Annotated in this window: 22 protein-coding genes; 7 read left to right on the forward strand and 15 right to left on the reverse strand. The window is 46.5% G+C overall.

Annotated elements, in window-relative coordinates; translation table 11 throughout:
- Nucleotides 1–26: 26 nt before the first annotated feature.
- Nucleotides 27–254 carry a nitrate/nitrite transporter NrtS gene (gene nrtS / locus H6F73_RS00970; RefSeq protein WP_190756959.1) on the reverse strand — a complete coding sequence of 76 codons (228 nt, stop codon included), beginning with the start codon at nucleotides 252–254 and terminating at the stop codon, nucleotides 27–29.
- Between the two features lie 122 nt (nucleotides 255–376).
- Nucleotides 377–1114 (reverse strand): cytochrome c biogenesis protein CcdA, encoded by a 738-nt coding sequence (locus tag H6F73_RS00975; protein WP_190757078.1) that lies wholly within the window; start codon nucleotides 1112–1114, stop codon nucleotides 377–379.
- A 271-nt stretch (nucleotides 1115–1385) separates the two neighbouring features.
- Between H6F73_RS00975 and H6F73_RS00980 the strand changes: the two genes are divergently transcribed.
- Nucleotides 1386–2081 (forward strand): Uma2 family endonuclease, encoded by a 696-nt coding sequence (locus H6F73_RS00980; protein ID WP_190756960.1) that lies wholly within the window; start codon nucleotides 1386–1388, stop codon nucleotides 2079–2081.
- Between the two features lie 68 nt (nucleotides 2082–2149).
- Here the strand turns inward: H6F73_RS00980 and H6F73_RS00985 are convergent, their stop codons facing one another.
- From H6F73_RS00985 to H6F73_RS01005, 5 genes are all read right to left on the reverse strand, one after another.
- Nucleotides 2150–3328 carry an FtsW/RodA/SpoVE family cell cycle protein gene (locus H6F73_RS00985; protein ID WP_190756961.1) on the reverse strand — a complete coding sequence of 393 codons (1179 nt, stop codon included), beginning with the start codon at nucleotides 3326–3328 and terminating at the stop codon, nucleotides 2150–2152.
- Between the two features lie 270 nt (nucleotides 3329–3598).
- Nucleotides 3599–3802: a phycobilisome linker polypeptide gene (locus H6F73_RS00990; RefSeq protein ID WP_190670989.1), complete on the reverse strand. Its 204-nt coding sequence runs from the start codon at nucleotides 3800–3802 to the stop codon at nucleotides 3599–3601.
- Between the two features lie 600 nt (nucleotides 3803–4402).
- Nucleotides 4403–4888 (reverse strand): allophycocyanin subunit beta, encoded by a 486-nt coding sequence (gene apcB, locus H6F73_RS00995; RefSeq protein ID WP_190670988.1) that lies wholly within the window; start codon nucleotides 4886–4888, stop codon nucleotides 4403–4405.
- Nucleotides 4889–4948: 60 nt separating this feature from the next.
- Complete coding sequence (gene apcA / locus H6F73_RS01000) at nucleotides 4949–5434, reverse strand: allophycocyanin subunit alpha (protein WP_190756962.1); 486 nt, start codon at nucleotides 5432–5434, stop codon at nucleotides 4949–4951.
- A gap of 238 nt (nucleotides 5435–5672) precedes the next feature.
- A complete protein-coding gene (locus H6F73_RS01005; protein WP_190756963.1) occupies nucleotides 5673–5870 on the reverse strand; it encodes a hypothetical protein in 198 nt (65 codons plus the stop codon).
- 396 nt (nucleotides 5871–6266) lie between these two features.
- Between H6F73_RS01005 and H6F73_RS01010 the strand changes: the two genes are divergently transcribed.
- The 3 genes from H6F73_RS01010 to H6F73_RS01020 are packed head-to-tail and all read left to right on the forward strand — an operon-like array spanning nucleotide 6267 to nucleotide 8338.
- Nucleotides 6267–7352, forward strand: a complete 1086-nt coding sequence (locus tag H6F73_RS01010; RefSeq protein ID WP_190756964.1) for a tetratricopeptide repeat protein — start codon at nucleotides 6267–6269, stop codon at nucleotides 7350–7352.
- 50 nt (nucleotides 7353–7402) lie between these two features.
- Nucleotides 7403–7552, forward strand: a complete 150-nt coding sequence (locus tag H6F73_RS01015; RefSeq protein ID WP_206754736.1) for a hypothetical protein — start codon at nucleotides 7403–7405, stop codon at nucleotides 7550–7552.
- Nucleotides 7553–7609: 57 nt separating this feature from the next.
- Nucleotides 7610–8338 (forward strand): hypothetical protein, encoded by a 729-nt coding sequence (locus tag H6F73_RS01020; protein ID WP_190756965.1) that lies wholly within the window; start codon nucleotides 7610–7612, stop codon nucleotides 8336–8338.
- A 186-nt stretch (nucleotides 8339–8524) separates the two neighbouring features.
- Here the strand turns inward: H6F73_RS01020 and H6F73_RS01025 are convergent, their stop codons facing one another.
- Both H6F73_RS01025 and H6F73_RS01030 read right to left on the reverse strand, forming a co-directional pair.
- Nucleotides 8525–9706 (reverse strand): class I SAM-dependent methyltransferase, encoded by a 1182-nt coding sequence (locus H6F73_RS01025; RefSeq protein WP_190756966.1) that lies wholly within the window; start codon nucleotides 9704–9706, stop codon nucleotides 8525–8527.
- A 198-nt stretch (nucleotides 9707–9904) separates the two neighbouring features.
- Nucleotides 9905–10471: a hypothetical protein gene (locus tag H6F73_RS01030; RefSeq protein ID WP_190756967.1), complete on the reverse strand. Its 567-nt coding sequence runs from the start codon at nucleotides 10469–10471 to the stop codon at nucleotides 9905–9907.
- A gap of 750 nt (nucleotides 10472–11221) precedes the next feature.
- Here H6F73_RS01030 and H6F73_RS01035 point away from each other — a divergent pair.
- The 3 genes from H6F73_RS01035 (at nucleotide 11222) to H6F73_RS01045 (ending at nucleotide 16797) form a co-directional block, all read left to right on the forward strand.
- A complete protein-coding gene (locus H6F73_RS01035; RefSeq protein ID WP_190756968.1) occupies nucleotides 11222–14473 on the forward strand; it encodes a phycobilisome rod-core linker polypeptide in 3252 nt (1083 codons plus the stop codon).
- Between the two features lie 646 nt (nucleotides 14474–15119).
- The gene (locus tag H6F73_RS01040; RefSeq protein ID WP_190756969.1) at nucleotides 15120–15611 is read left to right on the forward strand and encodes a peptidoglycan-binding protein; all 492 of its coding nucleotides are present in this window, start codon (nucleotides 15120–15122) and stop codon (nucleotides 15609–15611) included.
- A 115-nt stretch (nucleotides 15612–15726) separates the two neighbouring features.
- Nucleotides 15727–16797, forward strand: coding sequence for a calcium-binding protein (locus tag H6F73_RS01045; protein WP_190756970.1), 1071 nt, complete (start codon nucleotides 15727–15729; stop codon nucleotides 16795–16797).
- Between the two features lie 413 nt (nucleotides 16798–17210).
- On the opposite strand, the gene H6F73_RS01050 is transcribed toward H6F73_RS01045, so the two are convergent.
- The 6 genes from H6F73_RS01050 to H6F73_RS01075 all read right to left on the reverse strand — a co-directional run bounded on the left by H6F73_RS01050 (nucleotide 17211) and on the right by H6F73_RS01075 (nucleotide 26803).
- Nucleotides 17211–17627, reverse strand: a complete 417-nt coding sequence (locus H6F73_RS01050) for an aspartyl protease (RefSeq protein ID WP_190756971.1) — start codon at nucleotides 17625–17627, stop codon at nucleotides 17211–17213.
- 157 nt (nucleotides 17628–17784) lie between these two features.
- Nucleotides 17785–18489: a Uma2 family endonuclease gene (locus H6F73_RS01055; RefSeq protein WP_190756972.1), complete on the reverse strand. Its 705-nt coding sequence runs from the start codon at nucleotides 18487–18489 to the stop codon at nucleotides 17785–17787.
- A 246-nt stretch (nucleotides 18490–18735) separates the two neighbouring features.
- Entirely contained in the window at nucleotides 18736–22686 is a 3951-nt protein-coding gene (locus H6F73_RS01060) for a tetratricopeptide repeat protein (protein WP_190756973.1), read from the reverse strand.
- 496 nt (nucleotides 22687–23182) lie between these two features.
- The gene (locus H6F73_RS01065; RefSeq protein ID WP_190756974.1) at nucleotides 23183–23806 is read right to left on the reverse strand and encodes a heme-copper oxidase subunit III; all 624 of its coding nucleotides are present in this window, start codon (nucleotides 23804–23806) and stop codon (nucleotides 23183–23185) included.
- A gap of 83 nt (nucleotides 23807–23889) precedes the next feature.
- Complete coding sequence (gene ctaD, locus H6F73_RS01070; protein WP_190756975.1) at nucleotides 23890–25656, reverse strand: cytochrome c oxidase subunit I; 1767 nt, start codon at nucleotides 25654–25656, stop codon at nucleotides 23890–23892.
- A 118-nt stretch (nucleotides 25657–25774) separates the two neighbouring features.
- Nucleotides 25775–26803 carry a cytochrome c oxidase subunit II gene (locus tag H6F73_RS01075; RefSeq protein WP_190756976.1) on the reverse strand — a complete coding sequence of 343 codons (1029 nt, stop codon included), beginning with the start codon at nucleotides 26801–26803 and terminating at the stop codon, nucleotides 25775–25777.
- Nucleotides 26804–26916 lie beyond the last annotated feature (113 nt).

The raw sequence follows: 26916 nt of genomic DNA on the forward strand, positions 1-26916 counted from the left end.
CTAGTCTTGAGCGGGGTGACGTGCTTTTACCGGCGAGTGCGACTGATATACTGGCCGTGGACATTGACCATGTAGGGAACGATGTAAGTCATCGAAGCAGCCATCCAGCGATCTCGGCTCATTTGACCCTGTGTGAGCGCCCAACCGTGATTGATGGTAAACAAAATCGAACCCACCACTAAAGCCACGCGTAATGCAGTGGGCCTCAATTCGCTATCAGTCAGACTCGACAAATACTCTTTGACAGATTCCATGAGTTTTGGTCTGTGAATTGCTGTGGCATGAAGTTCGATCAACTTGTTTTTTATAGTTGTCTATTATTTTTTGCTTGTCAAGGACAAATGCCTCCCGATTGTCAAGGAAAAATAACAAATCATCAGGCTGCCGGCACTAAACGAAATAGTAAGGAAAATACGCCGAATCCGACTAATAACGCACCGCTAACGGGTGTAATCCAAGCAGACCATCGGCGCAATTCTAGAAGTTTTTTAATACTCGCCGTGAAGGTGCCGGCTAATATCAAGGGAGCAACGTAGCCTGCTGTGTAGAAAAGCAGTAAAACACTGCCTAAAATCGGATCTTTTGTGGTGGAAATCCAGGCGAGTAATGTTGCAAGAACCGGCGTACTACAAGGGGAAGCAACGATACCAAAGGTAAGTCCGATTAGATAGGATCTCACGCCTTCTGGTAAATCTTTAGAAATCCACTCCATGCCGCCAAAGGAGGGTAATTGTAGAGGTAATGCTTCGAGTAAGTTTAGCCCCATGATGATAGCGATGATGCTAACAATAATGGGTAAGCCAATACCAACTTGACCATAAACTTGGCCGGCAATTGCGGCGAGGATTCCCAAAGCGGCAAGCGTCGTAGCAAGTCCGAGGGAAAACCAAGTTGATTGTGCAGCAGCTTGGATACGGCTTTTGGCTTCGTATCCGCCGATGTAGCCGATTGTAATCGGCAACATGGAGAGCATACAAGGGGTGAGGCTAGTGAGCAAGCCGGCGATGAAGATGATGCCGACACTCATCCAGCTAAGGTGGGTTAGCTGGGTAGAGACAAGTTGATCTGCGAGTTGCTGGAGTTGATATAGCTGGGTTTGAAGTGTTTCTATCATGCTGCCGGTGGAATGCCGAATCAGCTTGCATTGTAACTCACGCACGCTGTTTGAGAAATGCTAGGAAACTGCCGGTGGAAATATTTCTCGAACTTGAACACTCACATCTCTTAGAGCAATGGGTGCAATTCTCTCCAGAAATCTTGAGAAATTATTTATTATTAAATTTTAAAAATGTTGAATAATCTCAGTTAACTCATGGAAATTTCGAGAAGGTAAAGAGCAATCGGATAAAATAATAAGAGGAGAAAAATAAAGGAGGGAAGGCAGCATGGTACAAGAGGTGCAAGTGCCGGCACAACCAGAGATTATCTACCCAGACAGCGACGGGAAACCAATGGCAGACAATACGAAGCAATACCGATGGATTGTGACAATTCAAGGGGGAATCGACGCACTTTTCAAAGATGATGCGAATGTATTTACTGCCGGCGATTTGCTGTGGTATCCAGTAGAAGGAAATAACACGATTTGCACCGCCCCCGATGTGATGGTGGTATTTGGTCGGCCCAAAGGAGATAGAGGCTCTTATAAGCAGTGGCTGGAAGATAATCTCGCGCCGCAAGTCGTGTTTGAGATATTGTCTCCGAGTAACACTATCAAAGAAATGGCAAAAAAACAGGAGTTCTATAACCAATACCAAGTTGAGGAATATTATTTGTATGATCCTGAGAAAGTCGATTTATGCGGCTGGGTGCGAAGGGAAAATCAGTTAGAAGTGATTGAGGAAATAATCGGATGGGTGAGTCCGAGGTTAGGGGTAAAATTTGAGATTTCTGAGGGAGATTTACAGATTTACCGGCCTGATGGTGAGCGGTTTTCTTCTTACGTTGAATTGATGCGAAAAAAAGAGCAGGAACAACAACGAGCTGATCAGGCAGAGGCGTTATTAGAGGAGGAACGCCGACGCCGAGAAGTTCTTGAAGCTCGACTGCGAGAAATGGGAATTGATCCACAGCAGTTATGAGGGAGAAATAGAGCAGTGTTGGCAGACATTATGCAACCTCGCATTCTCATGTTATTTAGTTCTACAGGCTAACGCAGCCGGCGACGGCGAGTACGGCGTTCTTCTAAAGACAGTACCTCGGCACCACTACTTTCTCGCGCTACGCGCACCAACAAGCCGGCAATGAGCAAACTCGCAACCATCGAACTGCCACCATAACTGAACATCGGTAGCGGTAAGCCGGTGGTCGGTAAAGCGCCGGTGGCAACGCCTATATTTAGGAGAGATTGCCCCACCAGCAGCACCATCGTGCCAATCGCAACAAGCTGATGCATAATATTGCTAGCTTTGAAAGCCACTCTCAGGGCTAGTGTCCCGAAGGCTACCAGCAACAGCAACAGCAGTAAGCAACCAATTAGGCCAAACTCTTCGGCAAAGACGGAAAAGATAAAATCGCTGTACTGAATGGGCAGATAAAATAGCTTTTGTTGAGACAGTCCATAGCCGGTTCCCCAAGGGCCACCAGAACCGACTGCCAGCAAACTTTGGCTGAGTTGGTAGCCATCCCCCATCGCATCGCCCCAAGGATTGAGGAACGACATGATCCGCCGGCGCTGATATTCTTTTATAGTGATACTTAAAGTAGCCAGCATTAGCCCTGCAAGCGCAGTTCCCCCCAGTTGAGGGGTGGGGATGCCGGCAGCCAGGGCGATTAACCACAAAGTCATGCCGCATAGTGCGGTTGTACTCAAGTTTGGCTGCATTAAAATGCCTAAGAGTACCGTGGCAAAAATTCCCAACCACGTCATGCGAACGCCCTTGGATAGCCTTTTCCACTGACCAAAAATGCGGGCGCTTTGCAGCACTAGGAAAGGTTTCATAAATTCCGAGGGTTGAACCGGCACCGGCCCGATGGCAAGCCAGCGGGTTGCACCATTAACGGTATTTCCTAGTCCAGGCACCAATGTCAACCAAATCAACCCCAATAGCAGGATAACTAACCAGTTGGCTATCCCGAAAACGTAACGCAGGGGAGAGTGTACCAGGATGTTGAAGCCAATTAAGCCCACTACAACTGCAACGAGCTGTCTTTTAAAGTAGTACAGCCCATCCCCATAATCATCATAAGCACTGGGGTAGGACGCGGAGAACAGCACCACTAACCCCACGAACAACCACAGGAATGTTAACCACCGCAGCAAACGGGCTTCCCAAGCCCATTCCTGCACGGAGGGATCGAAAATGGGAATCAAGCGGCTTATATCCACGAGCGTCGCTATTTTAGGTGCGGTACTAGAACTTTTTAGCACATAAGTAGGTCTTACCTGCGAATCCTAAAACGCGCTCCCTTTTCTAAATTTTATAAGTCCGTTTAATTAGTATTTAATTTTAAATCGTTAATAGGCTTAAAATCTAGCTAGTTGAAATTTTTTATATAATTTATATAAGCGGAGATTTTCTAATTAAAGTCAATTATGCTAATAAAAAAGAGGCCGGTGCGACCTCTTTTTAGATGCCTTATGCCATCTAAACGGCAATTAGAGTAAGCCGGCGTTTGTGCCTGGTTTGCCGGTTGCCAACTGAACTTTGATGATTTTGCCACCCATTTTCATGATGCGTTGCTGTTCACGAAACCAGTTATCGTAGGGAACTAGCTTCGTAAAGTAGGTGTTTTGCAATTCCCGCTGAGTGCGGATACGAGTCTGGCTGGGAACGCAGGCTGTAACTTTGAACATTCTCATGGGATGGTTTCTCCTGAGGGGGTGCAAAAAATTTGGAATCTGAATTCAAATATCTAATGTCAACTATTCACCGCTAACTTGCTTCGTAATTTTAGCGGGAACTTGCGCCTAGACTCTGCCGCAACATAGAACACTGCTAATTAATGATTCTATTTTGGCTGTCTGACACATCGCCGGACGGCTGACACACGCCCTGAATCACTGGAACAGGTCAGAACCCGTACCGAGTGGGAGATGAGTGCGGTGGAGTCTTTGCTATGCGATGAGAGCCGGCTCTCGCCATCTGAGGAAGTGCCTCTCTGCTTATCGCTGAGATCCGTGGCGTCGGATTCCACGAACATTTTGTATTTTACGATAATTTCGGCATTCTTCTCACTGCCAATATTCACGCAGGGGTGAGAAGTGTATTGAAGGTCGGGAGATCAAGAGTCAATGTTAGATCGTTAAAACTCATTGATTGGTGTGAATAAGCCTTTGACAAGCTAGCACTCACTCTGGACTTCCCTGACCTTACAATATGAGAGTTTTGAGTTGTGAATGAGCGAGTTTTGAGTTTTTTTAACTCAGGACTCTCTGATTCAGCACTCTCCGACTCAGGTATTAGCTCAAGCCAGAGCTGATGTAGTCGAAGTAGACACCCATTTCTTTACCGGCATCAGGACCCACCAAGCCGGCGGTGACTTCTTTCATAGCTTGGATAGCTTGTACGGTTGCACCGATGGGCACGCCCAGGGAGTTGTAGGTTTCTTTCAAGCCATTGAGGACGCGCTCATCCAAAATGGAAGGATCGCCAGCCAGCATGGCGTAGGTAGAATAGCGCAGGTAGTAGTCGAGGTCGCGGATGCAAGCTGCATAGCGACGGGTGGTGTACATATTTCCACCGGGACGGGTGATGTCAGAGTACAGCAGAGACTTGGCAACTGCTTCTTTGACGATGGTGGAGGCGTTGGCGCTGATGGTGGTGGCGGCGCGGACGCGCAGTTCGCCGGTTTGGAAGTAGCCTTTCAGCTTGTCCAGAGCGCTGTTGTCAAGGTACTTACCTTGAACGTCGGAAGAATTAATAACCGCTGTGATTGCGTCTTGCATTGTTTATTGTTCCTTAAACTGCCTAATGTTCGTTCGTTCAAATTATCAGTAGGGCGAGCCTTACTGCATGGCACCGATCAGGTAGTCGAAGTAAGAAGAAGCTTCAGAAGCATCTTCACCAGACAGCAGAGAGGTTGCAGCGCCTTTCATTGCGCGGACGCCTTCGACCACACCATCAATGGGGGTGCCGAGGGACTTGTACATTTCGCGAACGCCCACAACACCGATTTCTTCGATGGGGGTGACATCACCGGCGACGATTCCGTAGGTGATCAAACGCAGGTAGTAGTCCAAGTCGCGCAAGCAGGTGGCGGTCATTTCTTCGCCGTAGGCGTTGCCACCGGGAGAGACGACATCAGGACGCTTTTGGAACAGTTGGTCGCCGGCTTGCTTGACGATACGCTCGCGGGATTCGGTCAAGATTTGGGCGATGCGGACGCGACGTTCGCCGGTGGTGACGAAACCTTTGATCCGATCTAATTCACCAGGGCTGAGATAACGGGCCTCAGCATCTGCATTCACGATGGACTTCGTGACGATACTCATTAATGATTGCCTCCCAAATAAGAGTGAATCTGGCTTTTGCCAGTCGTTTGCCGGGTTTGTTTTGCAAGGGTGTCAGCCGTTACGGTTGTCAGAGTTGCTCGAACCGGCCCGTTCTGAGTTTCCCCAGATGTCCCTCAAATAGTTTAAGGGAAAGCGACACCCACAACACTTTTGACGCCAGCTACCTTTTGCAAATACGGATATTTTGCAGCATGAGGTTTACACTCTCGATCACAGCTTAATATTTTGTAATATTTTTCTTCATTTTTGGCCGGCGCAGAACCGCCCCAGACGGGACGTGCTTCTCATACCCAAAGCGTGTTACGTGCTGCAAGCCGGTGTGCCGGTCAGCCTCCAGACACTCCAGGCTGCTTTCTTGCCGGCACGAGGCGTAACTGGCCCATGAGGTGGTTGCAGCGCCTTTGGGTATTGTCACAAGTGGGAGCCGGTGTAGCCTTGAGCAAATCTGTTTACGCCATGAACTGAGTTTCTGGAAAAAGAATTTAGAACCACAGATGCACACAGATAAACTATCTGTACCTGTCTAGGTGTCTCTGAGAGCGAATGTAAAAATCTACTTTTGCCAGTAAATGTATTTTGCTGGTTAGGCCGGTTAGATACAAAATGTGAAGTTTCCCTAGTCAATCTGGCTGTAACAGTATGATTTCCGTATAAAGAAAATCTGAATGTAACCCTTAGTGCAACGTCACAGGCACAAGCGGGTATACGGCGCAAATCAACGAAGTTTCAGCTTGATTAATTGTAAGGCAATAAGGCGCTGTACCCGAATGCCGAAGGACGACTCTCATTCCTCACTTCTATTGAAAATACTATGGATTTGCAATCTTTACGATGGAGTAGGTCGCTAATTGCAATTGGACTAATCAGCTTTATTGCTGTCTCCGCTACATCATGCACTATGTTGACTAAGAACCCTTTTGAACGAAAAAATGAGCAGGCAATGCCTCAGTCCAGTCCTGATTCTTTACCCTCCTCTAATTTCAGTGCAAAAACGCTGATTCAAGCAGGAGATAGGTTTTATAAAGAACGTAAGCTCGTTGAAGCGCAAAATGCTTACCAAGAAGCCTCTGAAATCGACCCAACTAATTCAGAAGCTTTTGTAAAACTAGGACATATACTTTTGGTACAAGGCAAGACTGATGCGGCTATTGCAGTCTATCAAAAAGCCATCGAACTGAACCCGAAAGATATAGAGTCTTATAATATGCTTTCTTCTCTGCTCAGAATTAAGGGCAAGAGATCCGAAGCAATCGCCGTGCTGAAGAAAGCGATTCAAACTGACTCTAACTCCGTAGAATCTTACCGATTATTGGGATTGCTCCTCGCTTATGAAGATAACCTGAATGAGGCAAGTAATGCTTGTAATCAAGCTATCCAACTAGATCCTAATTATTCCTTGGGATATAATTGCTTGGGAATTATTCTCACTTCTCAAGGCAAACTGGATGAAGCAATTTCTACTCATCAAACGAGCATTAAACTTTTCTCAGAAAAGTATAGAAATTCAAATTTGGATGGAGTAGGAGATGGCTTGGGTCTTGCTATAAGGTACTACGCTCTATCTTTAGCGTTAACTGCACAAGGTAAGCCACGTGAAGCCGTGAATACTTACAATGTGGCTCTCAAACTTTTTGAACCTGACCTTTTGCGTATATTAAAATTTTCACCCAATTCTCCAAAAGCTTCGGTTAAGTATTTTTATCGTCAAGTTCCTCTAAGCCCAAAGTATTTTTCTACGCTCCATAAACAATTAGGTATTGCTTTGAAGGACAATGGGCAACCGGAGGAGGCAATTTTTGTTCTTCAATTGGCCAAAGAGTTATTTGCTGAGCAGAACAACCAAGAGCAAGTAGCTGTAATTAACAATCTGTTGAAAGAAATAGAAAGTACACAGTAGTATCAGCTTGTAGAGTGCAACCTAGTACGTGCGTTGCCATGCAATTCATTGTGAGAAATCAGAAGCTGATTGCTGAACTTAAACCAATTGCCGGTAGTAAGCAATTGCGATCATTTGGTTTGTGTGCCGGCGAGTTTACCGTTCCAGATGATTTCGATGCTCCTTTGCCGGCAGATATTCTTAGGGAATTTGAGGGCTGAGGTTATGTGCGGCGGCTCAAATATACTTTTAGACGACCAATATTTTTAGGTTTTTAGATGTGGCAACTAACAACTCCGATAACTCGAAAAGTAGAATTAAACTTTTCATCTTCCGGACAATCTAGAATTTTTGTTACGCAGCTAGCTATTGATGACATCCAGCTCATTAATGCAATCGAGTTTGTGAATTGGGGGGAGGCTCAGCTTCAGTTCATTGTTTGTGAAGATTGCGGGTTTGTAGGATGTCAACCTCACGGTTGGATTGAACTCAAACGAGTAGACTCGTTAGTCCTCATTACGCCTGCCTTTACGAGGATTAGTGAAGCATCTGAAATAAGACCCCATGAATATTTACCTCCTTATTATCTTGTGGAGAAAGGAGCTATCTACATCGAGCAGGAAAATTATACTAATAGGCTTTGTAAAATCGCTAATTTCCCTAATTTTGAAATGTTAGCGCCTTTATCAACTTGGGAAGCAACCAAGCTCTTTCAATTGGAAGCTCCCTGTCATGTTTTAGGTCATATTTCAAACTTTATACAGCTTAATCAAGATATTATTATTGCTTCATCTGAAGGCAAGTTTATAGAATTGACAAAAGAGTTAATCTGGCTAACAAATCGGCTAATGACTAATATTTCTCCAGCTAAGTTACGCAGAGTAACAGAGCATGATCAAGTTATTTCGCTGTACTTGGATATCGCAGGAATTCCTGAATGGAAAGCGCTGAGTTACAATGGTTCGCGTTATTTCTTATACCTTGAACCTGGGTATATCATTGAGTAGTCACATTGCCGCCATATAATCCTTCAGCGCGGCGGACTGTTTGAGATTTTTTGGTTTGTCTTAGATTGCTCGTGACGCTGATTTAAGACGTTGGCGCGATTCCAACCGGCACACAGCATTACCGCCTGGGAATCTATCAATCGATAATCGTTTTGACAAACTCTTTAATAATCGCGCCTCAACGTCCTAACCGGCAGTCAGCAAAACCAGTTGTTTCTTCTGGAGTGATCGCACTCCATCTAACCCCAACTCCACATAATTCAAAATATCCCCCACTGTTCGGTTGCCGTCGCAAGCTTGCAAAAACGCAAACTCTGCCGGCGACAAAGTGACTATCTGATAGTTGTAATCAAATACTTGCTCACTTGGCCAACCTTGGACACAGGGACTTACCTCTGGAATTGCCGGCAAAAGCGTTTCATCAGATAACCAGTCTGCCTTGGCAACCGGCGATCGTCCTAAGAAAAACTCGTAATGAGTCACTTCAGGATCTAATAGTTCAATCAGCCGATAACGTTCGCGTTCACCCAATTGTTCAGCACGCTTTATTAACTCGGCTTCTTTCCCCAAAAGTCGCTCTAAATTCCAGTAGTCTGGATTGGAGAAACCAATAAACTCTAAACCGGCAGCATCAATCAGCTCAAACAGCGTCTCAACGTTGTAGTCAATCTCTTGCGGATGTACATACATATCCGCAAAGCACTCATCCCGCTGATTTTCCATCGACCAGCGTTCTTTTTCTCGCTTTGCAAGTCTGTTATGTTCAGGCAGAGAAGCAAAAACCTGACGGCCGACTTTAACACCATCTTTGTAGTCGCCGCGCTTGTCACCTTGCAGCAGCGAGATCGCCTTCTGCATGAGCTGGATTTCCCACCGGCCCAACTCAGCATACACAAAAATGTGCAGCAAGCCGCCCGGAGCCAATTTAGATGCCAGCGCTTTGATACCGCGAATTGGATCGGGTAAGTGGTGCAATACCCCAACACAGTTAATTAAGTCAAACTCACCCTCCAGTTGCGCGACATCGTACAGACTGAGGTGATGAAACTCCACCCGATTTGCACCAGATCGCCGGCAACGCTCTTTTGCAACTTCCAAAGCGCCGGCACTTAAATCAATGCCGGTGACGTGCGCCTGCGGGTTAAGGTGAACCAAGTATTCTGTGCCAACACCCGTACCGCAGCCGGCATCCAAAATGCGAATATCGAGATTTTGCGGTTTCATGCCGGTGCAAAAATTATAAGCAGCCGGCCAAGTCCAGCGCCAGTTGTACCCTGGTGGCGGTTCATCCAAAAGGGGTTCCGGTGGAAACGGATAAGTATCGTAGAGCCTGCTAACAGCAGCGCTAATCGCCTGAGAATCTGACATAGTGAGGAAAATTGCGGCTACACGAGTTTACCGAATCTATCACCACCGCGCCATGAAAAAGTCCTCAATCGCCAACACCCCTCACCCCAACCGGACAACACATCCGTATTTATCTGTCTATCCCAGCCGGCACACTACGCCTACATCTGTGTTTATCTGTGTTTATCTGTGGTTAAAAAACTCTTTTGCCAAAAATCTCTACTCCAGACGATCACCCGGACAAATTTGAGAATCTTCCAGGCATTGTGGGCGAAACGTTTGCACCAACGCTTGAAACTTGGAAATTTCCTGTTCATTCAAATCTAAAAACGCCACAGACACATCTCTAGGATTTCCCCGGTAGTGAATGCGGATTTGCTCTGGTTGCTTCACGCCGTAAGTGCTGAGAATATTTTGAGCCTGATTGCAGCGAATTGAGAACCGGCCCATAAAAACTTCGCCACTATCGGCGATATAATTCCACTCCACCCCTTCAACTCCATTGTCATCAGCCTCACCACACCAATAAGCCGTGAGTGCAATCATTTGGCCTATTTGAACATCATACCCGCTCAATCGGCTGCCGGAGGCTGCTTGGCTAGTGTCCTGATCGGGGACAACCATTGTGCCGGTTTTGATCGGGTAGCCGGTTGCGCCTGGGAAGTTGATATAAAGTTTTCCAGAGTTTGTCTTGGGGAAATCAGCTACAGCAGCCTGCCTGATCGCCACTGCGCCGGCTAACCCTGACACGACACATAGAGAAAGGGTGAATAATGATTTAAGCATCGCCGTCATTCCCTAGGCTCTACTTTCTTACGTTTAATTGAGATAATGTCGTGCCTGAAGCTAGCTGCCTCAATATTTTATTAGGGAAAACTAAATGAAATCTCTCTGAGTAATTTCTACCTAAGATTTTGACAGTGGGGATGGGAGATTTGGGTTGGTAGCACTTGAATGTTTGCAGGATGCAAAATGCTGTAAGGTAGATACAGCACTTTTTAGAGCTTTTTTTATCTTTCGGCTTAGTTAGGGTGTTCAACCGGATCTTACAGCATTCAGCACAATCGGGCGGTTTGTTACAAAACTTATAGCAGTTCTCAGAAAATACACGGCAATCTAATATGATGACGCCAAGTAACAAGCAAATAATTTCGACACAATTTTTAACAAAACGGGGTGATGAGACCGAATCGTTTTAATCTAAAGACTGGGCTGATTGGCTAATGGGCAGTCAGTTTTGGAAGGCAAAAGGCAAGGGCGGGCGAGGAATCTTACCCATCGGGCCGAAGGCAGAATAAATTATCCGACCTGAGCTAACCCTTCGGGAAGGCTTCGCCTAAAAAGGACGGGGACGCAAGGCGCGGAAAACCTTCAGCCTTCTTCAAGATTCATCCTCCTCGGAAACGCCCTGCGGGGTAGAGGGGAAGAGGTGCCGAGCGGCGTGGCTCCTTCAGCCTTAAGACTTCCGAAGTGGCACACTAGCGTGGCAGTTGAACGAACGCAGTAATCATTACTATTGGGAGCTTTTGAAATCGAATGAGTGTAAAAGCAAGTGGTGGAAGCTCAGTGGCGCGGCCACAACTATATCAAACAGTACCAGTTGCAACCATTTCTCAAGCGGAACAACAAGACCGCTTCTTACAGCGGGGCGAACTGACTGAACTGCAAAGCTATTTCAAATCAGGAGCCAAGCGTCTGGATATTTCCGAGACGCTAACCAAGAATGCAGAACTGATTGTATCCCGTGCTGCCAACCGTATTTTCACGGGGGGTTCTCCGATGGCTTACTTAGAGAAGCCACAGCAGCAGGAGAACGTCGTGAGAGCGGCGAACGCAGGGGACACTCGGCCAAATGCGGCCTTGGGAAACGTCACGTATGTGGACACCAAGGGCGGTTTTTTTGAAGGCTTGCGCGGGTTGTTTAGCGCCTCAAGCGGTGGGCCGGCACCCATTGGGTTCCAGCCGATCAACATTTCGCGCTATGGGCCGAGCAACATGACCAAATCCCTGCGGGATTTGAGCTGGTTCTTGCGCTACATTACCTATGCAATCGTAGCCGGCGACCCGAATATCATCGCAGTGAACACCCGTGGCTTGCGGGAAATCATTGAAAACGCCTGCTCATCTGCTGCCACCATCGTAGCCATGCAAGAGATGCGGGCGGCAGCCTTGGGCTATTTCAAGCAAGATGAAGAAGCACGGAGCATCGTCAACCAATACTTTGAGGTGGCGATTACAGAATTTAAAGCCCCGACGCCTTCTGATAAAGTGCGGCAGCGCCCGTCTAACGACCAGCAAGGTTTGCAACTGCCTCAGACTTACTTCAACGCAGCAGAACGCCGGCAAAAATTCGTCATGAAGCCCGGTTTGTCTGGTGTGGAAAAGCAAGAAATTGTGAAAGCAGCCTACCGGCAGGTCTTTGAGCGCGACATCACCCGTGCATACGGCCAGGGGATATCGGATCTCGAATCCAAAGTCAAGAACGGCGACATCTCCATGAAGGAGTTTATCCGCCGGCTGGCCAAATCACCGCTCTACCGCAGCCAGTTCTTCTTACCGTTTATCAACAGCCGCGCCCTAGAATTGGCATTCCGTCACATTTTAGGTCGTGCACCATCTTCGCGTGAAGAAGTGCAAAAATACTTCTCCATCGTGTCTGATGGCGGTCTGTCAGCGCTGATCGACGCTTTGATCGATTCTCAAGAATACTCCGACTACTTCGGTGAAGAAACCGTGCCTTATCTGCGGGGTCTGGGTCAAGAAGCCCAAGAATGCCGCAACTGGGGTCCACAGTTCGATTTGTTTAACTACAGCGCCCCATACCGCAAGGTGCCGCAGTTTATCACGCTGTTTGCATCCTACGACCAGCCCCTACCGGATCAACACCCGTATGGTAGTGGGAATGACCCCTTGGAAATTCAGTTCGGTGCGATTTTCCCGAAAGAAACCCGCAACCCCAGCAGCAGTCCTGCACCGTTTGGTAAAGATACTCGCCGCATCCTGATCCGTCGCGGTGCCGGTATTGAAAACCAACTGAGCAATCCCGCAGCACGGGGGAATAATCCTGGTTCCTTGGGTCCCAAGGTGTTCAAGCTGGATCAAATCCCCAGCGGCCAAAACCAGTATGGCAAACGTGGCGGTGTGCGCCCCGTCCAAGGTGTCAGCGTTAAATACTCGGAAAGCTCCACCCAAGCGGTGATTCGCGCTGCTTACCTGCAAGTGTTTGGCCGCGATCTTTACGAAGGTCAGCGCCAGAAGTTGGCAGAAATTAAGCTGGAAAACGGCGACATCACGATGCGGGAGTTTATCCGCGCGTTGGCGAAGTCGGATATATTCCGCAATCTGTACTGGACATCGCTTTATGTGTGTAAAGCGGTTGAGTACATCCACCGCCGGCTGTTAGGTCGTCCGACTTACGGGCGTCAAGAACTCAATACCTACTTCGATATTTGCGCCAAGAAGGGTTTCTACGCTCTGGTTGATGCGATTATCGATAGCAAGGAATACGAGGAAGCCTTTGGGGAAGATACGGTTCCTTATGAGCGCTATCTGACACCTGCCGGTCAATCGCTGCGTTCAACACGCGTTGGCAGCATTGGCGATAAGAACCTCAAGGTGGAAGTTGAAGAAACGGCTCGCTATCTCGAACTCGGTGCGGTGCCACAACGTGCGGCAACCGATATCGAAAATCGCGTCAGCCAAGGCGTCCAAAAGCGGCGTGAGCAAACCAAGGTCTTCAAGCTCGAAAATCGCGGTGACAAGGTGGCGCTGAATACGCTAATTCAAGCAGCCTACCGACAAATCTTCGAGCGCGATCTCAACCCCTATATCATCAAGAACGAATTTAGCGTTCTGGAAAGCAGACTGGGGAATGGGGAAATCACCGTTAAGGAATTTATTGAAGGGTTGGGTTGTTCCAGCCTTTACATCCGGGAGTTCTACGCGCCTTACCCGAATACGAAGGTGATTGAACTCGGCACCAAGCACTTCTTGGGCCGCGCCCCCCGCGATCAGGCAGAAATTCGCAAATACAACCAAATTCTGGCTTCTCAAGGTATCCGTGGCTTCATCGGTGCAATGGTGAGCAGCACAGAGTATCTGGATGTGTTTAACGAGGATGTGGTGCCTTACCGCCGCTTCCCAACGCTGCCGGCTGCCAACTTCCCGAATACGGAACGGCTATACAACCAGCTCACTAAGCAGAATGACGATCTGGTAGTGCCGTCTTTTGAGCCGTATCTCTCTAGTGGAGATGTGGCTGCGAAGATGCCGCTGACGGCGCAGGCATTGGCTTCGATGCCCCCAAAGCCTGATGTGGTCGGGGTTGGCCGCTCGGTTGCTGCCAGCAGTGTGAAGTCGGCAACAGTGAGCAAGGCAGCGCGGATTTACCGCGTTACCCCAGGCACCGATGCGACGGAAATGAATTTGGCGATTGAGGCGATCTACCGGCAGGTGATGGATGTCTACAGCGAGGAAATCCCTGTAGAGTTCCGCTTAGCTGAAGGAGAAGCTCAGCTACGTGCCGGTGAAATTTCGGTGCGTGAGTTTGTCCAAGCTCTAACCAGTTCATATGCATATCACGGTCGCTTTGTCAAGCCTTTCCCGGCGGCAAAGTCTGCTGAGTTGCTGTGCCGGCACTTGTTAGGACGGATGCCGAGTGCTGAAGAAGTTCAGGAGTCTGAGCAACTAATGAGCGCTCAAGGGCTGCCGGCTGCCGTTTCCGCACTGGTTAACGGCGCTGAATATGCTCGCTACTTCGGCGAAAATGTAGTGCCTTACAAGCGCTAGAAGCGAGTTGTGAGTAGGGTGTGCGCTACACACTCTACTAATCTGTTTTTTCCCTCAGCCGGTTGCCGGTTGGGGGTTTTTGTTTGGATTAAGATGCCGGTGTCAGGGTTTTATACCAAATCCGGTTATGACAGACACCCTACAGATTTACCAAATCCTCTTGGAGCAAAGGTTTTGGCTTAGGTGAAAGGAGTTCTACCAAAAAGGATTTGGTATGACTCCACTTTGTCTATACAAAACAAGGGGTGAGAAAGGGGAGCGTCTTATTTTGAACCCCTTAAGGGTTCCAATGTAGCCTTAACTCCCCTAACACAGCTTGCAAAAACTTGTAGAAATAGAGCGTCAAATGGGAAGACTATGCAAATATGGGGATTTCGATGGTTGTGGTGATGGATTTAAAGCCTAGGTGAGTTTACGCTCTATACGGAGAAGTTTTTTAGGGTGCAAACTGGACAAACTTAGAACGGAAATTGGTATTTCGATTCAGTCTAATACTATTGCATTTTACCAAGCGCCCTCATCCTTATGGGTGAACTCATCGAAGGATTGTCAACCCATCCAAAGGGATGAACTTCTTGGGCGATGGTGATCAGGGGTGTTGCTTTCTAATCTAGGAAGTGTAGAGATTCAACCCACCCAAACAACTATGCAACTCACTGATAAGCAACTTTCTTCTACCCAAGCTACAGCTCAACTCAACAAGCCTTTACTTGTACTTGGATCAAAAGGCGAAGCCGTTAAAGAACTGCAAAAACTCCTCAACCACTGGGGTTACTACCCGACGATTGACGGGATCTTTGGGCAGACAACCTTAGAAATTGTTAAAGCATTTCAGCGCCGCGTCTTCCTCAAACCCGATGGCATTGTGGGGAATTTAACCTGGCAAGCACTTTACACCGGCTCTCCGATTAATATGCCGGTTTTGCAACGGGGAAGCAAAGGTCAAGCAGTCATTACACTTCAAGAAACCCTTCAAATCACTGGCCACTACACAGGCCGGATTGACGGTGACTTTAGCTCAATAACTGATGCTGCCGTCCGCAGTTTCCAGAAAGATGCCGGTTTAGTCGCTGATGGCATTGTTGGTTCAAGGACGTGGTATGCCTTGAGCAAAATTTTTGCCCCAATGGGGTGCTAATTAAGACTCACTAAAAATCAGCAGTCAGTCCTAGCCCATAGTTTCAATTGAAATAAAGAGCGCTGGAGTGGCTCCTTCTCAGTTAACTTAACGACACTAATCAGGGGTAATTAACATGGCTACAATTATTGGGACATCTGGAAATGATAATCTGCCTGGACTTACTGATCCAAGCACAATCGGCAACGACAGGATCTATGGATTAGCCGGCAACGACACCATCGATGGAGGTGTTGGTGTTGACACAATGGTAGGCGGCGTTGGTAATGATTTCTATTATGTAGACAGCACCAGTGACGTAGTTAGTGAATGTGTTGGTACTGGCATCGATACAGTCTTCGCCTCTACCAGCTATACCTTAAGCGCAAATGTGGAAAACCTTTACCTGCAAGGCAGCGCTAATGACGGTTATGGCAACGAACTCAACAACTATATTGTGGGTAATGCCGGCGATAATATGCTCTCAGGCGGTGCCGGCGATGACATCATCTATGGGTTAGCCGGCAATGACACTCTCAATGGAGGTATTGGTGCTGACACAATGGAAGGCGGCCTTGGTGATGACGTTTATTATGCATATGCATACAGCGTCGGTGATTTGATGAGGGAATATGCTGATGCTGGCATTGATACAGTCCTCGCCGATGCCACCTATATGTTAAGTATGAATGTGGAAAACCTTTACCTGCAAGGCAGCGCTAATGACGGGTACGGTAACGAACTCAACAACTATATTGTGGGTAATGACGGTAATAATAAGCTCTCAGACAGTTTTGGCAGCGATACGGTGATAGGCGGCTTAGGTAACGACACGTTTATTGGATTTGACGGCAACGATATATTGACTGGAGGTGCCGGTGCTGATTACTTTAACTTCTACATGAACAGTGACGCTAGTGATACGATTACCGACTTTAGCAAGGCAGAAGGAGATAAAATTGCGCTTTCAGCCAATGGCTTTAACGGCTTAATTGTCCCAATGGGAGACACACCTGAATCTCTGCTTTCTTCTCAGTTTGTCATTGGCGCTGAAGCAACTAATTCCGATCATCGCGTCATCTACAACTCATCAACCGGCGCACTCTTCTATGATTTCGATGGTACAGGAGCAACTGCACAGGTACAAATTGCCAGTCTCTCAACAGGCTTAGGTTTAATTAGCAGCGACTTCCAGGTTATTGCATAAAATCGTTAGCCTTTTGCTTAAAAAGCAAAGCAATTTATTTTATAACTTCAACTTCTTTGAGAGATTAAAATTCTCAAAGAAGTTTTTCTTAAACAGAAATAAACGCAAGTTTTCTTGAAAGAGAGAATCGCACACTGGTAGCCGTCAGCAACTTCTATCCATTCCGAATCGCCGTATTCAAATCTGTGCGCTAGTCTCCAAGCCATAGCGAATCCTTCGACAAGTCCAAAATTATTCGCGTTTCTTTTTCGTTGCTCACAAGCTTTCCTTCCTTCTTTGTCTTGTAAAGCAGGTGCTTATACCAAATCCTTTTTGGTATAACTCCTTTCACCTAAGCCAAAACCTTTGCTCCAAGAGGATTTGGTCAATCTGTAGGGTGTCTGTCATAACCAGATTTGGGATTAATTGTTAATTTACAGAATCGTTAAATAGGTGTCTTTACCTTCTGCCGGTAATAATTTCAGGCGTTGGTTTTTTAAGTCTAGTTCTAATCCTAAATCTTCTAAGGGAATTAAACCTAGTAACGGATCTTCGCTTCCTGGCAATTCCACACAATCATAAGTGCCTTCTCGCCCTTCTACAGATAGATTGACATCCCGGAAAACGCGAACCTTTCTGATTCCTGCTGCTGTTTTTACGTTCATTTCTCCCTGGAGGGTTAAACCCAATTGCCTGATAATTTCTGCCGGCAGGCAAAGACGAGTAGCGCCATCAACCCAGACGTTATCAAGTGTAATAGAGCGTATTTGATCGGCTGGAATGAATCCTCTTTCTGCGAGAATCTGATCAACGCGATTGGTGATGGTTATTGTGTTAGTAACTTTACCCATTTCTTGGCAACTTGTTGATGATATAATCAATTTTTTGAAAATATTAAATTAATCAGTATAAATTGCTGGTTGCCGGCTATAGATAAACAGGAAACGCTCACTTATTAATCTGAGTGAGAGTGTAAAGATAATGCCGGCAAATTAGCTGAGGCCGTGTTTAATCTTCAGGTAATTCCCCAAAACGCTGCCGGTAACGCGCTAAGAGAGACTCTAATTCTTCTGCACGTTGACGTTCTTCTTCTGCACGTTCCTCTGCCGCTTGTCGTGCCAGTGTTTCCTGTCGTAGCGCCTGCACTAGCTCATCAGGAATGAGTAATTTCTCTCCTGTATCTTCCCGGTAAAAACCAATTAATTTGCCTTCAACAGCTAAACGAAGCTGCAAAGGTTCGCTTCGACTGTCTGTGATAGGTTCATAAATTTCTCCCCGCAGCCGGTAACCCCTTAACTGCTCCTGTATCCACTCTCCTTTAGGGTCAAATAACCAGTATTCCTGCACTTCCAACTGCTCGTACAGGTTTTTCTTAAAATTTTTGTCGTATTCTTGAGTACCTGGAGAAGTCATCTCAAAAATCACAACCGGCACCCGACCTTCTTCCCATATTTTATAATTATCTCTTCCCCCTGTAGCTACATCAAAAATTACCATCACATCGGGGGCAGTTCTTAATTTTGGGAAGCCTTGGGAGTAGTAAAGAAACTGGTTTGCCAACACAGTCGCCTGTTTCCCCTCTAAATATTGTTTGAGGACTTCCAGGGTTGTCAGAATCGCATATAGGTGATCGTAAGTTTCGGCCACGGGTTCACCATCAGCACTTGGATAAAACGGTTCTGGCTTTTGGGTTGTGGGTAAAATTGCCGTCATAGTCGCACAATCCACATTCACCTTAATTTTACATTATAACATGATATTATTTGCAAATTTTAATGGAGTTTATAAAATAACAATCAAAGCCAAAGACCACTAGTAACATCTGTATTTCTCTGTGATTTTAAACACTATTTTTTTTTGAATTCAGATAAGTTTATAAAACTTTTGGTTAAATTTTGTGGTTTTTAAATAACCGCAGATAAACCAAAATCCCTATCCTCCCCTTTTTTTATCCCTATTTTAAGAAGCTGTCGGCTCGTTTAATTCGGCTGCCTCACCCTGAAGCTTTTTAATATTAGCTATGGCTTCTTCGTGACGCTCCATATTTTTGCGTCGAGCGTAAATTTTTGCAGCTTTCTGGAAATCCTGAATAGCTTCTTCAACTTTCCCTAGTTTATCAAAGGTAACCCCTCGCTCAAAGTAAGCTTCAGCAAAATCGGGAGCGCTATTTAACGCTTGGGTATAATACTCTAGCGCACCCAAGTAATTTTCTTTTTGAATTTTACTCACTCCCAGGTTGTAATAAGCTAAAGGATTTTTAGGATTAATTTTTACAGACTTCTGCCAATCTTCAATCGCTCCTTCAACATCACCAAGCACGGAACGAGACACCCCTCGATTGTAGTAGGCATCAGCATAATTAGGATTGATTTTAATCGCTTGATTGTAATCCTCTAGCGCTCCTGGAGTGTCTCCTAAATCTCGACGAACAGCACCTCGATTGTTGTAGGCTGCTGCCAACTTAGGATTGAGAAGAATTGCCTGATTTAAATCTTCAATCGCTGCTTGAGGCTCACCTAAGCTAGAACGAGCAATTGCCCGATCACTATAGGCAGCAGAATGGGTGGGATTTCGGCGCAATTCCTCATTAAAGTCTTCAATTGCTGCGTGATAATTTCCAACAGCTAGGTGAGCGTTGCCGCGCTTGTAGTAAACTTGAGCTAGAGAGGAATTTCGCTGCAATTCTTCATTAAAATCATTGATAGCTGCGTGATAGTTTCCGAGCGCTAAGTGAGCGCCTCCTCGGTGATAATAAACCTGATTGAGTGAAGAATTGTGTTGCAAAGCGAGCGTCAAATCTTTAATTGCTTCCTGATGATCTCCTAAAGCCGAACGAGCTGCACCCCGATTGGCATAAGCTAAAGCATTATTAGGATCTAAGCGCAGTAGCTGAGTGTAATCTTCTATCGCACCTTGATAGTCGCTGAGGCGGTGACGCGTAGCCGCCCGGTTATTGTAAGTTGTGGTATTGTTCGGATCGAGTTGCAGCACTTGTGTGTAATCTTCAAGTGCACCGGCATGATCTCCCAATGCTGCACGAGCTGCACCCCGATAGCCTAAAGTTTTAATAATTTTGGGATCATCAGGGCTAAGAAGTTGCAATGCTTTCATGTAGTCTTCTATCGCGCCGGCAAAGTCTTTGAGCCGGTGACGGGCAACACCCCGGTTGTGGTAAGCATAGCCAGAGTCTGGGTTAATTTGTAGCAGCGCGGTGTACTCAGCGATCGCTCCTTCATAGTCACCACTACTAAGAAGATGATTCGCTCGCTTGCCATAATTAGAGCTATCACCGGCAGCATTAATCGGAAGTTTGGCGCGGCATTCTTGAGCTTTTTGCGGGTTTCCGGCTAACTCATATTGTTCAGATGCCGGCTGCCATTGCTGTCTTTTTTCAAACTCAATTGCTTGACATTCTGCTGCTTTTTTGAAAAGTCCTGCCAATTGATATTGTTCAGATGCTTTCAGCCATTGTTTCTTTTCTTCAAACTCAGCCGCTCTAATTTTAGCTTTCTGACTTTCATTGCTACTTTTTAGCCAGCATCGCTTAGCATTTTCATGCTGAGCAAGTTCTTCCCATTTTTCAGCGGCTTCTTCCCACAGTTTGGCAGCTTCTAGTGCATAAGTTTCACAAAGTTGCTGTTTATTAAAATTGCCAGCCTTCGCCCAACATTTGGCTGCTTCTTGCCACTGTTTTACCTTTTCAAACATCCAGGCTGCGGTTGCCCATTCCTGTAATTCAACAAACATTTCAGCGGCTTCAGCATACTGGCGCTGCTGCGCGAGCATTTTGGCTTTTGCCTTGTGCAACTCTAAAATATCACCGGCTTTTTCAAAACATTCAATGGCTTGCCGGTAAAACTCTGCTTTTAAATAATAAAGTCCTCGTTGCCGCCAACTTTCGGCAGTAGGTTCCACACGCGATTGCTGAACTAACTCAGGATTTAGAGGCAAGATGCAATCGGATAATTCCGGTTGGCTCCAAAGTTGGGAAAGTGTGGATTCCCAAATATTTAAAATACGTCGGGCACGGGTAACAGCGACATAAAGCAGGTTTAGTTCTAATTGAAATTGGGGAGTTTCTTTTTCTGTTACAGCAGCATTGCGAAAAAATCTATCCCACATTTCTTGCGCCGGCACAAAAAATTCTATCAAAAAAACCGTATCAAATTCTAGTCCTTTTGCTTCTTCAATGGTAAAGACAAGACTCGATTGAAAACTTGTAGAGAATTTATCTTTATCTTCATCGGTTCTCACCAAGATAGCATCGCCAGGATTTAATGCTTCTAAAGTTGGCTTGAGTGCTTCTGCTGGTGCAGCAATGACTCTAGCCGGCTCTCCTGAAAAGCGATTTTTGCTTTCATCTCTTTGCAAACCGGCTGGCTCTGATAAACTAATTGTCACATCATGACGCTCAGAAATACTGACTAGGGGAAGCTTCAGGAATTTCGAGCGCAGTTTCAGTAGTTGATTGGCTAAATTAACCAGATTACCAACACTGCGAAAATTAAATTGTAAAGTTTGTTCGAGAACTTCTTGATTGCGCCGGTAAAACTTTTGTTTAAGTTCTTCCCAACGAAATCCACTGGGGCTAATCATTTGATGCAAATCGCCGGCGAAAAATAAATGACCTCCCGGCACACATAACTGCAATAATAGTTCTAATTGCAATTCCGTGAAATCCTGCACTTCATCACAGACAATTACCTGATAGCGCTCTGCCACATTCTGTTTCAGAACTTGCAAGACTTTTCGCGCCAGATCAATTTCATCAAATCGCCCATCCTGTTTCAGCTTTTTCTGATACCACTCAGCTAATTGATAAAACTGCCGACGTTGATTTTGAGGAATAACACTGCCACTTTTTTTTCCAAGTTTCTCATACTCTTTTTCTCCCATCATTTCTGTAGTTACAGAGACTTGAGAGCCTTTAATAACACTGCGAATTTCATCCCACACCAAAGCAGTTGGGTATTGTTTTCGTTTGGGGTGCGCCCGATAAATTAGCCAAAAAGCGGGAAAATTCACTTCGTCTTCAGCCAGATAAGATTGTCCCGCGCTTTCAAGGATTTCTAGGCACAAATCCCGCATAGTTTTAAACTGAAAAAGGGTGTCAGCTTCGCCAACACTATTTCCCACCAACTGCTTAAATTGCTCTCTCGCACTATTAACTAGCAAGGGATTATAGGCAATATATAAGCGTTTCCCAGAAGGAAAATCTTGCAAACTTTGGAGCAATCGATATAGGGCAACCGTCGTTTTGCCAGTGCCGGCACTCCCAGATAGCAAAAGATTTCCCGGCAATCTCACCATTTGATATTCTTCTGGAGTCAATTTTAGAGGCAGCTCAGCGTTTTGCTGGATAACGGCTTGATGCCATGCCGCTTCTGATTCAATAACTTGCCAAGGAATATTACTGAGAAGTTCATCTTTAAAATCAGTTGGAAGGGCTAAATCTTCAGCAATCGCGCTCTCGATAGCAGAAATTTCGGCTGCATCAAACGCTTCGCCCTCGCCTTCTAGATTCCCAATTGTTTCGATTAATTCAGCATCAAGCCATTCTGTATCAGGACTACGTTTTCTTGCTTTGGCAATTCGGGAAACGTCATCATGATCCAAACAAATATCTTGAATAGCAATATAAACTTGTGCGTTTCCAGTTTCAGGGTGTCTAGATTTTTCGTAAGTAAAAATCAGCCGGCTTGCCTGAGTAATTCGCGCTTCCCAAATGCGTTTAGCAGTCCCTTTGAGTTTTTTGACGCGCAAGCCGGTGTCAAATTGCTGCTGTCTTAATTTTTGAATGCAAGCCCAAATTTGTTCCTGAAGGGTACGTTCAGGAATTTTACGGATAAACTCAACAACTTCTGGGTGTAAGACAGCAGGAAGGAACATATCTAAGTTTAACGCACGCACTTGTTATCTATATTACATTCTGAAATTTGGGCGGATGCAACTGTGGCTTTACGAGTAAAGCGTTTTCTATCGTCCAGTTCTGAATTATTAATTATTAGTGCGCTGACTTATCCGTAGCGTTTGCAGTTCCCCACCGGCTCTTTACAGCACTTAGACTACGCATTCCACATCTCGCCAGTATATCTCTTGAGGGGAAACACTCAAACCCTCGCTTTTCTGCCACTTGCAGTAAATTCTAATTTCTATGAAGCGTAAATTCAGTATTTACCCTGTTGTTTTAATGCTCATTTTTAGACTTAAACCCGGCAATCGGCAATATTTATTAATTTTGCTGACATTTGCGCCTTTTACTAACCTAAGAGCCGGCGAAGAACAGCAACAACCTTTAAACCCCTACTTTCTTCTGCCACAGCACTTTCTTCGTTACGGTGGTTCAATTAATAAAAAACCCCCTAATTGGGGGTAAAACACTCAACAACAGTGTTGAATAAAAAAGTTAGAGAAGATACAGCAGCACAAACAAAATCACCCAGATCACATCAACAAAGTGCCAGTAAATTTCAGCGGCTTCCACACCAAAATGATTTTCACTGGAGTAGTGATTGGGGAGGCGAGAACGCCATAACATCCCTAAAATTAGGATTACACCAAAGCAAACGTGTAAACCGTGAAAGCCGGTCATCACATAAAACGAGCTGGCGTATAAATTGGTTGTCAAACCAAAGGCTAAATTGCTGTATTCATAAACCTGGCCGGCTAAGAAAACGACGCCCATCAGGGCAGTTACCGCCGCCCAAAGCCGCAAACCGGCCACATCATTCTTCTTAATTGCAGTATTGCCTTTGTTCATCACAAAACTGCTAGAAATCAGAATCACGGTGTTAATTCCCGGCACCAATAATTCTCGCTCGATGCCTTCCGGCGGCCAAACCGGCGACATTGCCTTATAGATCAAATAAGCGGCAAACAAGCCGAAAAAGATCATCCCTTCTGCACACAGAAAGACAAACACCCCCCACATCCGAAAGTCGTGATGTTCTTCGTGGTGATCGGCTGTCGCCTCAGTGCTGTGGTGATAATTGAGAGCGGTTTTTTCTGGATCGATTGTTGGACTTTGCATGAATCTCTAATGCCAATAGAGGTACAAACTTTAGGCAGTTGTCAGTCATAAAAAATAACTGACAACTGATAGTTAAAAGCTAACTATTCGCGGTTTTGACTTTCTCCTTGACGATCATCCGGATGAGCGGCAACCGCAGGATCGGGATCGGCACGCAATGCAGAATTCGGGCCGGCAGACAAAGCTGGGTCTTTCGCATCCGAAAAAGGCACACCCACTTGAGTGTCGCGATTACCCATACCGTAGTCATAAGGGCCGGTTGCCAACACCGGCGTCGCGTCAAAATTCTCAATCGGCGGCGGTGAAGTCGTCATCCACTCCAGCGTCAGTGCATCCCAAGGATTATCACCGGCTTTCGGGCCTTTCGACCAGCTCCAAATCGCATTGATAATAAACGGGAACGTAGACACTGCCAGCACATAGGCACCAATGCTACAAACCATATTCAGTGTGGCAAATTTCGGGTCATACATTGCCACCCGCCGGGGCATTCCTTGTAAACCTAAAACGTGCATTGGCAAGAAAGTAACATTAAAGCCAATATACGTTAGGGCAAAATGAATGCGACCCCAGGTTTCGTTCATCATCCGTCCCGTCATTTTGGGGAACCAATGATAAAACGCTGAGTAAATGCCAAATACACTACCGCCAAACAGAACGTAGTGCAGGTGAGCAACGACAAAATAAGTGTCGTGAACGTGAATATCGAAGGGAACCGAAGCCACCATAACGCCGGTGATCCCGCCCAACACAAAGGTTGAGATAAAACCCATCGAAAACAGCAGCGCACTATTTAGCCGCAGTTTACCGCCCCAAAGGGTGGCTAACCAGCTAAATATCTTAATGCCGGTGGGCACAGCGATCACCATCGTGGTGATCATAAAAAACATCCGCAACCAGCCAGGAGTGCCACTGGTAAACATATGGTGCGCCCAGACAATCAAGCCCAAAAAGCTAATCGCCAGACTGGAGTAAGCGATGGCTTTATAACCGAAAATTGGCTTGCGGGAGTTGACAGGGATAACTTCCGAGAGCACGCCAAAAAACGGCAGGATCATGATGTAAACAGCGGGGTGGGAGTAGAACCAGAACATATGCTGGTAAACAATCGGATCTCCCCCGCCGGTTGGGTTAAAAAATGCGGTTCCTGCTAACAAGTCAAAGGACAGCAAAATCAAAGCTGCTGCCAAAACCGGCGTCGCAATTAAAATCAGTGCCGAAGTTGCCAGCATTGCCCAGCAAAACAGCGGCATTTGATTAAATCCCATGCCAGGAATTCGCATTTTGAAGAGGGTGACAACAAAATTCACCGCGCCCAAAATTGAAGAAGTTCCTAACAAAAGAAGGCTGAGAATCCAAATTTCTTCACCGGCTTTCCCACTGATTAAGCTCAGGGGCGGGTAAGAAGTCCAGCCGGCCCCCGGTGCGCCCACCAGGAAACTGCTCAGCAGTAAAATACCAGCCGGTGGAATAATCCAAAAGGCTAAAGCATTCAACTTCGGGAAAGCCATATCCTTCGCCCCAATCATCAAGGGAAGGATATAGTTTGCAAATCCCGCCCCTGCCGGCACGATCCACAGGAAAATCATGATCGTGGCGTGGACTGTAAACAGACTGTTGTAAAGCTCAGGGCTGACAAAATCAGCATCGGGGGTGGCGAGTTCCGTGCGAACCGCCGTTGCCAGCATCCCACCTATCAAGTAAAAAATAAACGTTGTGACCAGGTATTGAATCCCGATCACCTTGTGGTCACCGTTAAAGGTGAAGTAATCTTGCCACTTCCTTTGCGCCGGTTCTTCACCGTGAGCAGGAAGATTAGCACTTTCTTGCAGCTGTACTTGTTGTGTCATAAGTTGTCATCGGTCATTGGTCAAGGCTACGCCAACCTAAAGGTACGGTCATTAGTCATTAGTTATCGGTCAGAGGCAACCAACCCTTCACAAATGACAAATGACAAAGGACAAAACGTTAAGAATTGTGAGCGGCGTGATCATCAGATGAGCGCAACTGCTCCAGTATTTGGGGGTTAATGCCCATTTCTTCGGCATAGGGAGCCAAATACTCGCCATCAGACAAGTTGGCAGGATTAACCGCCACGGCTTGTTCAAGGACTTCGCGGTTGGCAACTTCTTGCTGACTTTGAATCCAGCTATCAAACTCTTCCGGAGTGTGGACAATTAGCCGGCTTTTCATTGCGCCGTGGTAGCTACCGCACAGTTCAGCGCAGATCACGGGGTACTCACCGACTTTGGCCGGCGTGAACCGTAACTCGGTTGTGCGTCCGGGGATCGCATCTTGTTTCAGGCGCAGTTCGGGAAGCCACAGCGCGTGCAGCACATCATTAGCAGCGATATTGAGCTGGACTTCACGATTGGCCGGCACGTGCAACTCGCCAGAGGTGACGCCACTGTCGGGGTAGCTGAAAATCCAGGCAAACTGAAGGCCGGTGACGTTGACAGTCACATCTGCTGTTGTGCCTTCATGAGCTGGGGAAGCGCCGACGCCTAGGGCGATCAGTTTTTGATCAGGCGCTTGCTGTGGCTGTGAAGCGGCTTCTTCTGTTCCCGGCAAGGGCGCTGCAATCGCCGCCCCTGGCATTTTGTGGGCGACATTCAGGGTGTGATCGTGAGACGACATGGGATCAAGGCCGCCCATTTCGTTGTAAATTTCAAAGCTGTAAACAGAGATGCCCAGCACGATGACGGCGGGGATCGCTGTCCAGAGAATTTCTAGGGGAATGTTGCCATGAATCGGCGGCCCATCGGTATTGTCATCCTTGCGCCGGCGATATTTAATCGCAGCGATGATCAGCACTCCCTGCACCAGCAAAAATAGGCCGGTGGAAATGGTCATCATCGTGTTGAACAATGCATCCACTTGGGCGGCTTCTTCGGAGGCTGCCACCGGCAGTAAACCGTGGTTCTGGCCGTACCATAGGCTGACGAGGGTCAGTCCGATGCCGGCCAGCATAGTGAGGATGGAGTTTGGGATGTTCACGGTGGTTTGGAACCTCCAGACAAAATTTCTTAAACGTTGGCTCTTAGCTAGAGCCTAACAGCATTCAGCCGCTAAGCGCGTGCTTTGTTACGCCTAGGGGTTTAGTTACAGAC

The sequence above is a fragment of the Microcoleus sp. FACHB-68 genome (genome assembly GCF_014695715.1).
In the GTDB taxonomy this organism is placed as follows: domain Bacteria; phylum Cyanobacteriota; class Cyanobacteriia; order Cyanobacteriales; family Oscillatoriaceae; genus FACHB-68.

Excerpts from the sequence above, each read along its gene's own strand:
- H6F73_RS01040 (WP_190756969.1), top strand. The coding sequence starts at position 15,120 with ATGCAACTCACTGATAAGCAACTTTCTTCTACCCAAGCTACAGCTCAA.
- H6F73_RS00990 (WP_190670989.1), bottom strand. The coding sequence starts at position 3,802 with ATGAGAATGTTCAAAGTTACAGCCTGCGTTCCCAGCCAGACTCGTATC.
- nrtS (WP_190756959.1), bottom strand. The coding sequence starts at position 254 with ATGGAATCTGTCAAAGAGTATTTGTCGAGTCTGACTGATAGCGAATTG.
- H6F73_RS01050 (WP_190756971.1), bottom strand. The coding sequence starts at position 17,627 with ATGGGTAAAGTTACTAACACAATAACCATCACCAATCGCGTTGATCAG.
- H6F73_RS01030 (WP_190756967.1), bottom strand. The coding sequence starts at position 10,471 with ATGCTTAAATCATTATTCACCCTTTCTCTATGTGTCGTGTCAGGGTTA.
- H6F73_RS00975 (WP_190757078.1), bottom strand. The coding sequence starts at position 1,114 with ATGATAGAAACACTTCAAACCCAGCTATATCAACTCCAGCAACTCGCA.
- H6F73_RS00980 (WP_190756960.1), top strand. The coding sequence starts at position 1,386 with ATGGTACAAGAGGTGCAAGTGCCGGCACAACCAGAGATTATCTACCCA.
- apcB (WP_190670988.1), bottom strand. The coding sequence starts at position 4,888 with ATGCAAGACGCAATCACAGCGGTTATTAATTCTTCCGACGTTCAAGGT.
- apcA (WP_190756962.1), bottom strand. The coding sequence starts at position 5,434 with ATGAGTATCGTCACGAAGTCCATCGTGAATGCAGATGCTGAGGCCCGT.
- H6F73_RS01020 (WP_190756965.1), top strand. The coding sequence starts at position 7,610 with ATGTGGCAACTAACAACTCCGATAACTCGAAAAGTAGAATTAAACTTT.
- H6F73_RS01055 (WP_190756972.1), bottom strand. The coding sequence starts at position 18,489 with ATGACGGCAATTTTACCCACAACCCAAAAGCCAGAACCGTTTTATCCA.
- H6F73_RS01025 (WP_190756966.1), bottom strand. The coding sequence starts at position 9,706 with ATGTCAGATTCTCAGGCGATTAGCGCTGCTGTTAGCAGGCTCTACGAT.
- H6F73_RS01035 (WP_190756968.1), top strand. The coding sequence starts at position 11,222 with ATGAGTGTAAAAGCAAGTGGTGGAAGCTCAGTGGCGCGGCCACAACTA.
- H6F73_RS01045 (WP_190756970.1), top strand. The coding sequence starts at position 15,727 with ATGGCTACAATTATTGGGACATCTGGAAATGATAATCTGCCTGGACTT.
- H6F73_RS01010 (WP_190756964.1), top strand. The coding sequence starts at position 6,267 with ATGGATTTGCAATCTTTACGATGGAGTAGGTCGCTAATTGCAATTGGA.
- H6F73_RS01065 (WP_190756974.1), bottom strand. The coding sequence starts at position 23,806 with ATGCAAAGTCCAACAATCGATCCAGAAAAAACCGCTCTCAATTATCAC.
- ctaD (WP_190756975.1), bottom strand. The coding sequence starts at position 25,656 with ATGACACAACAAGTACAGCTGCAAGAAAGTGCTAATCTTCCTGCTCAC.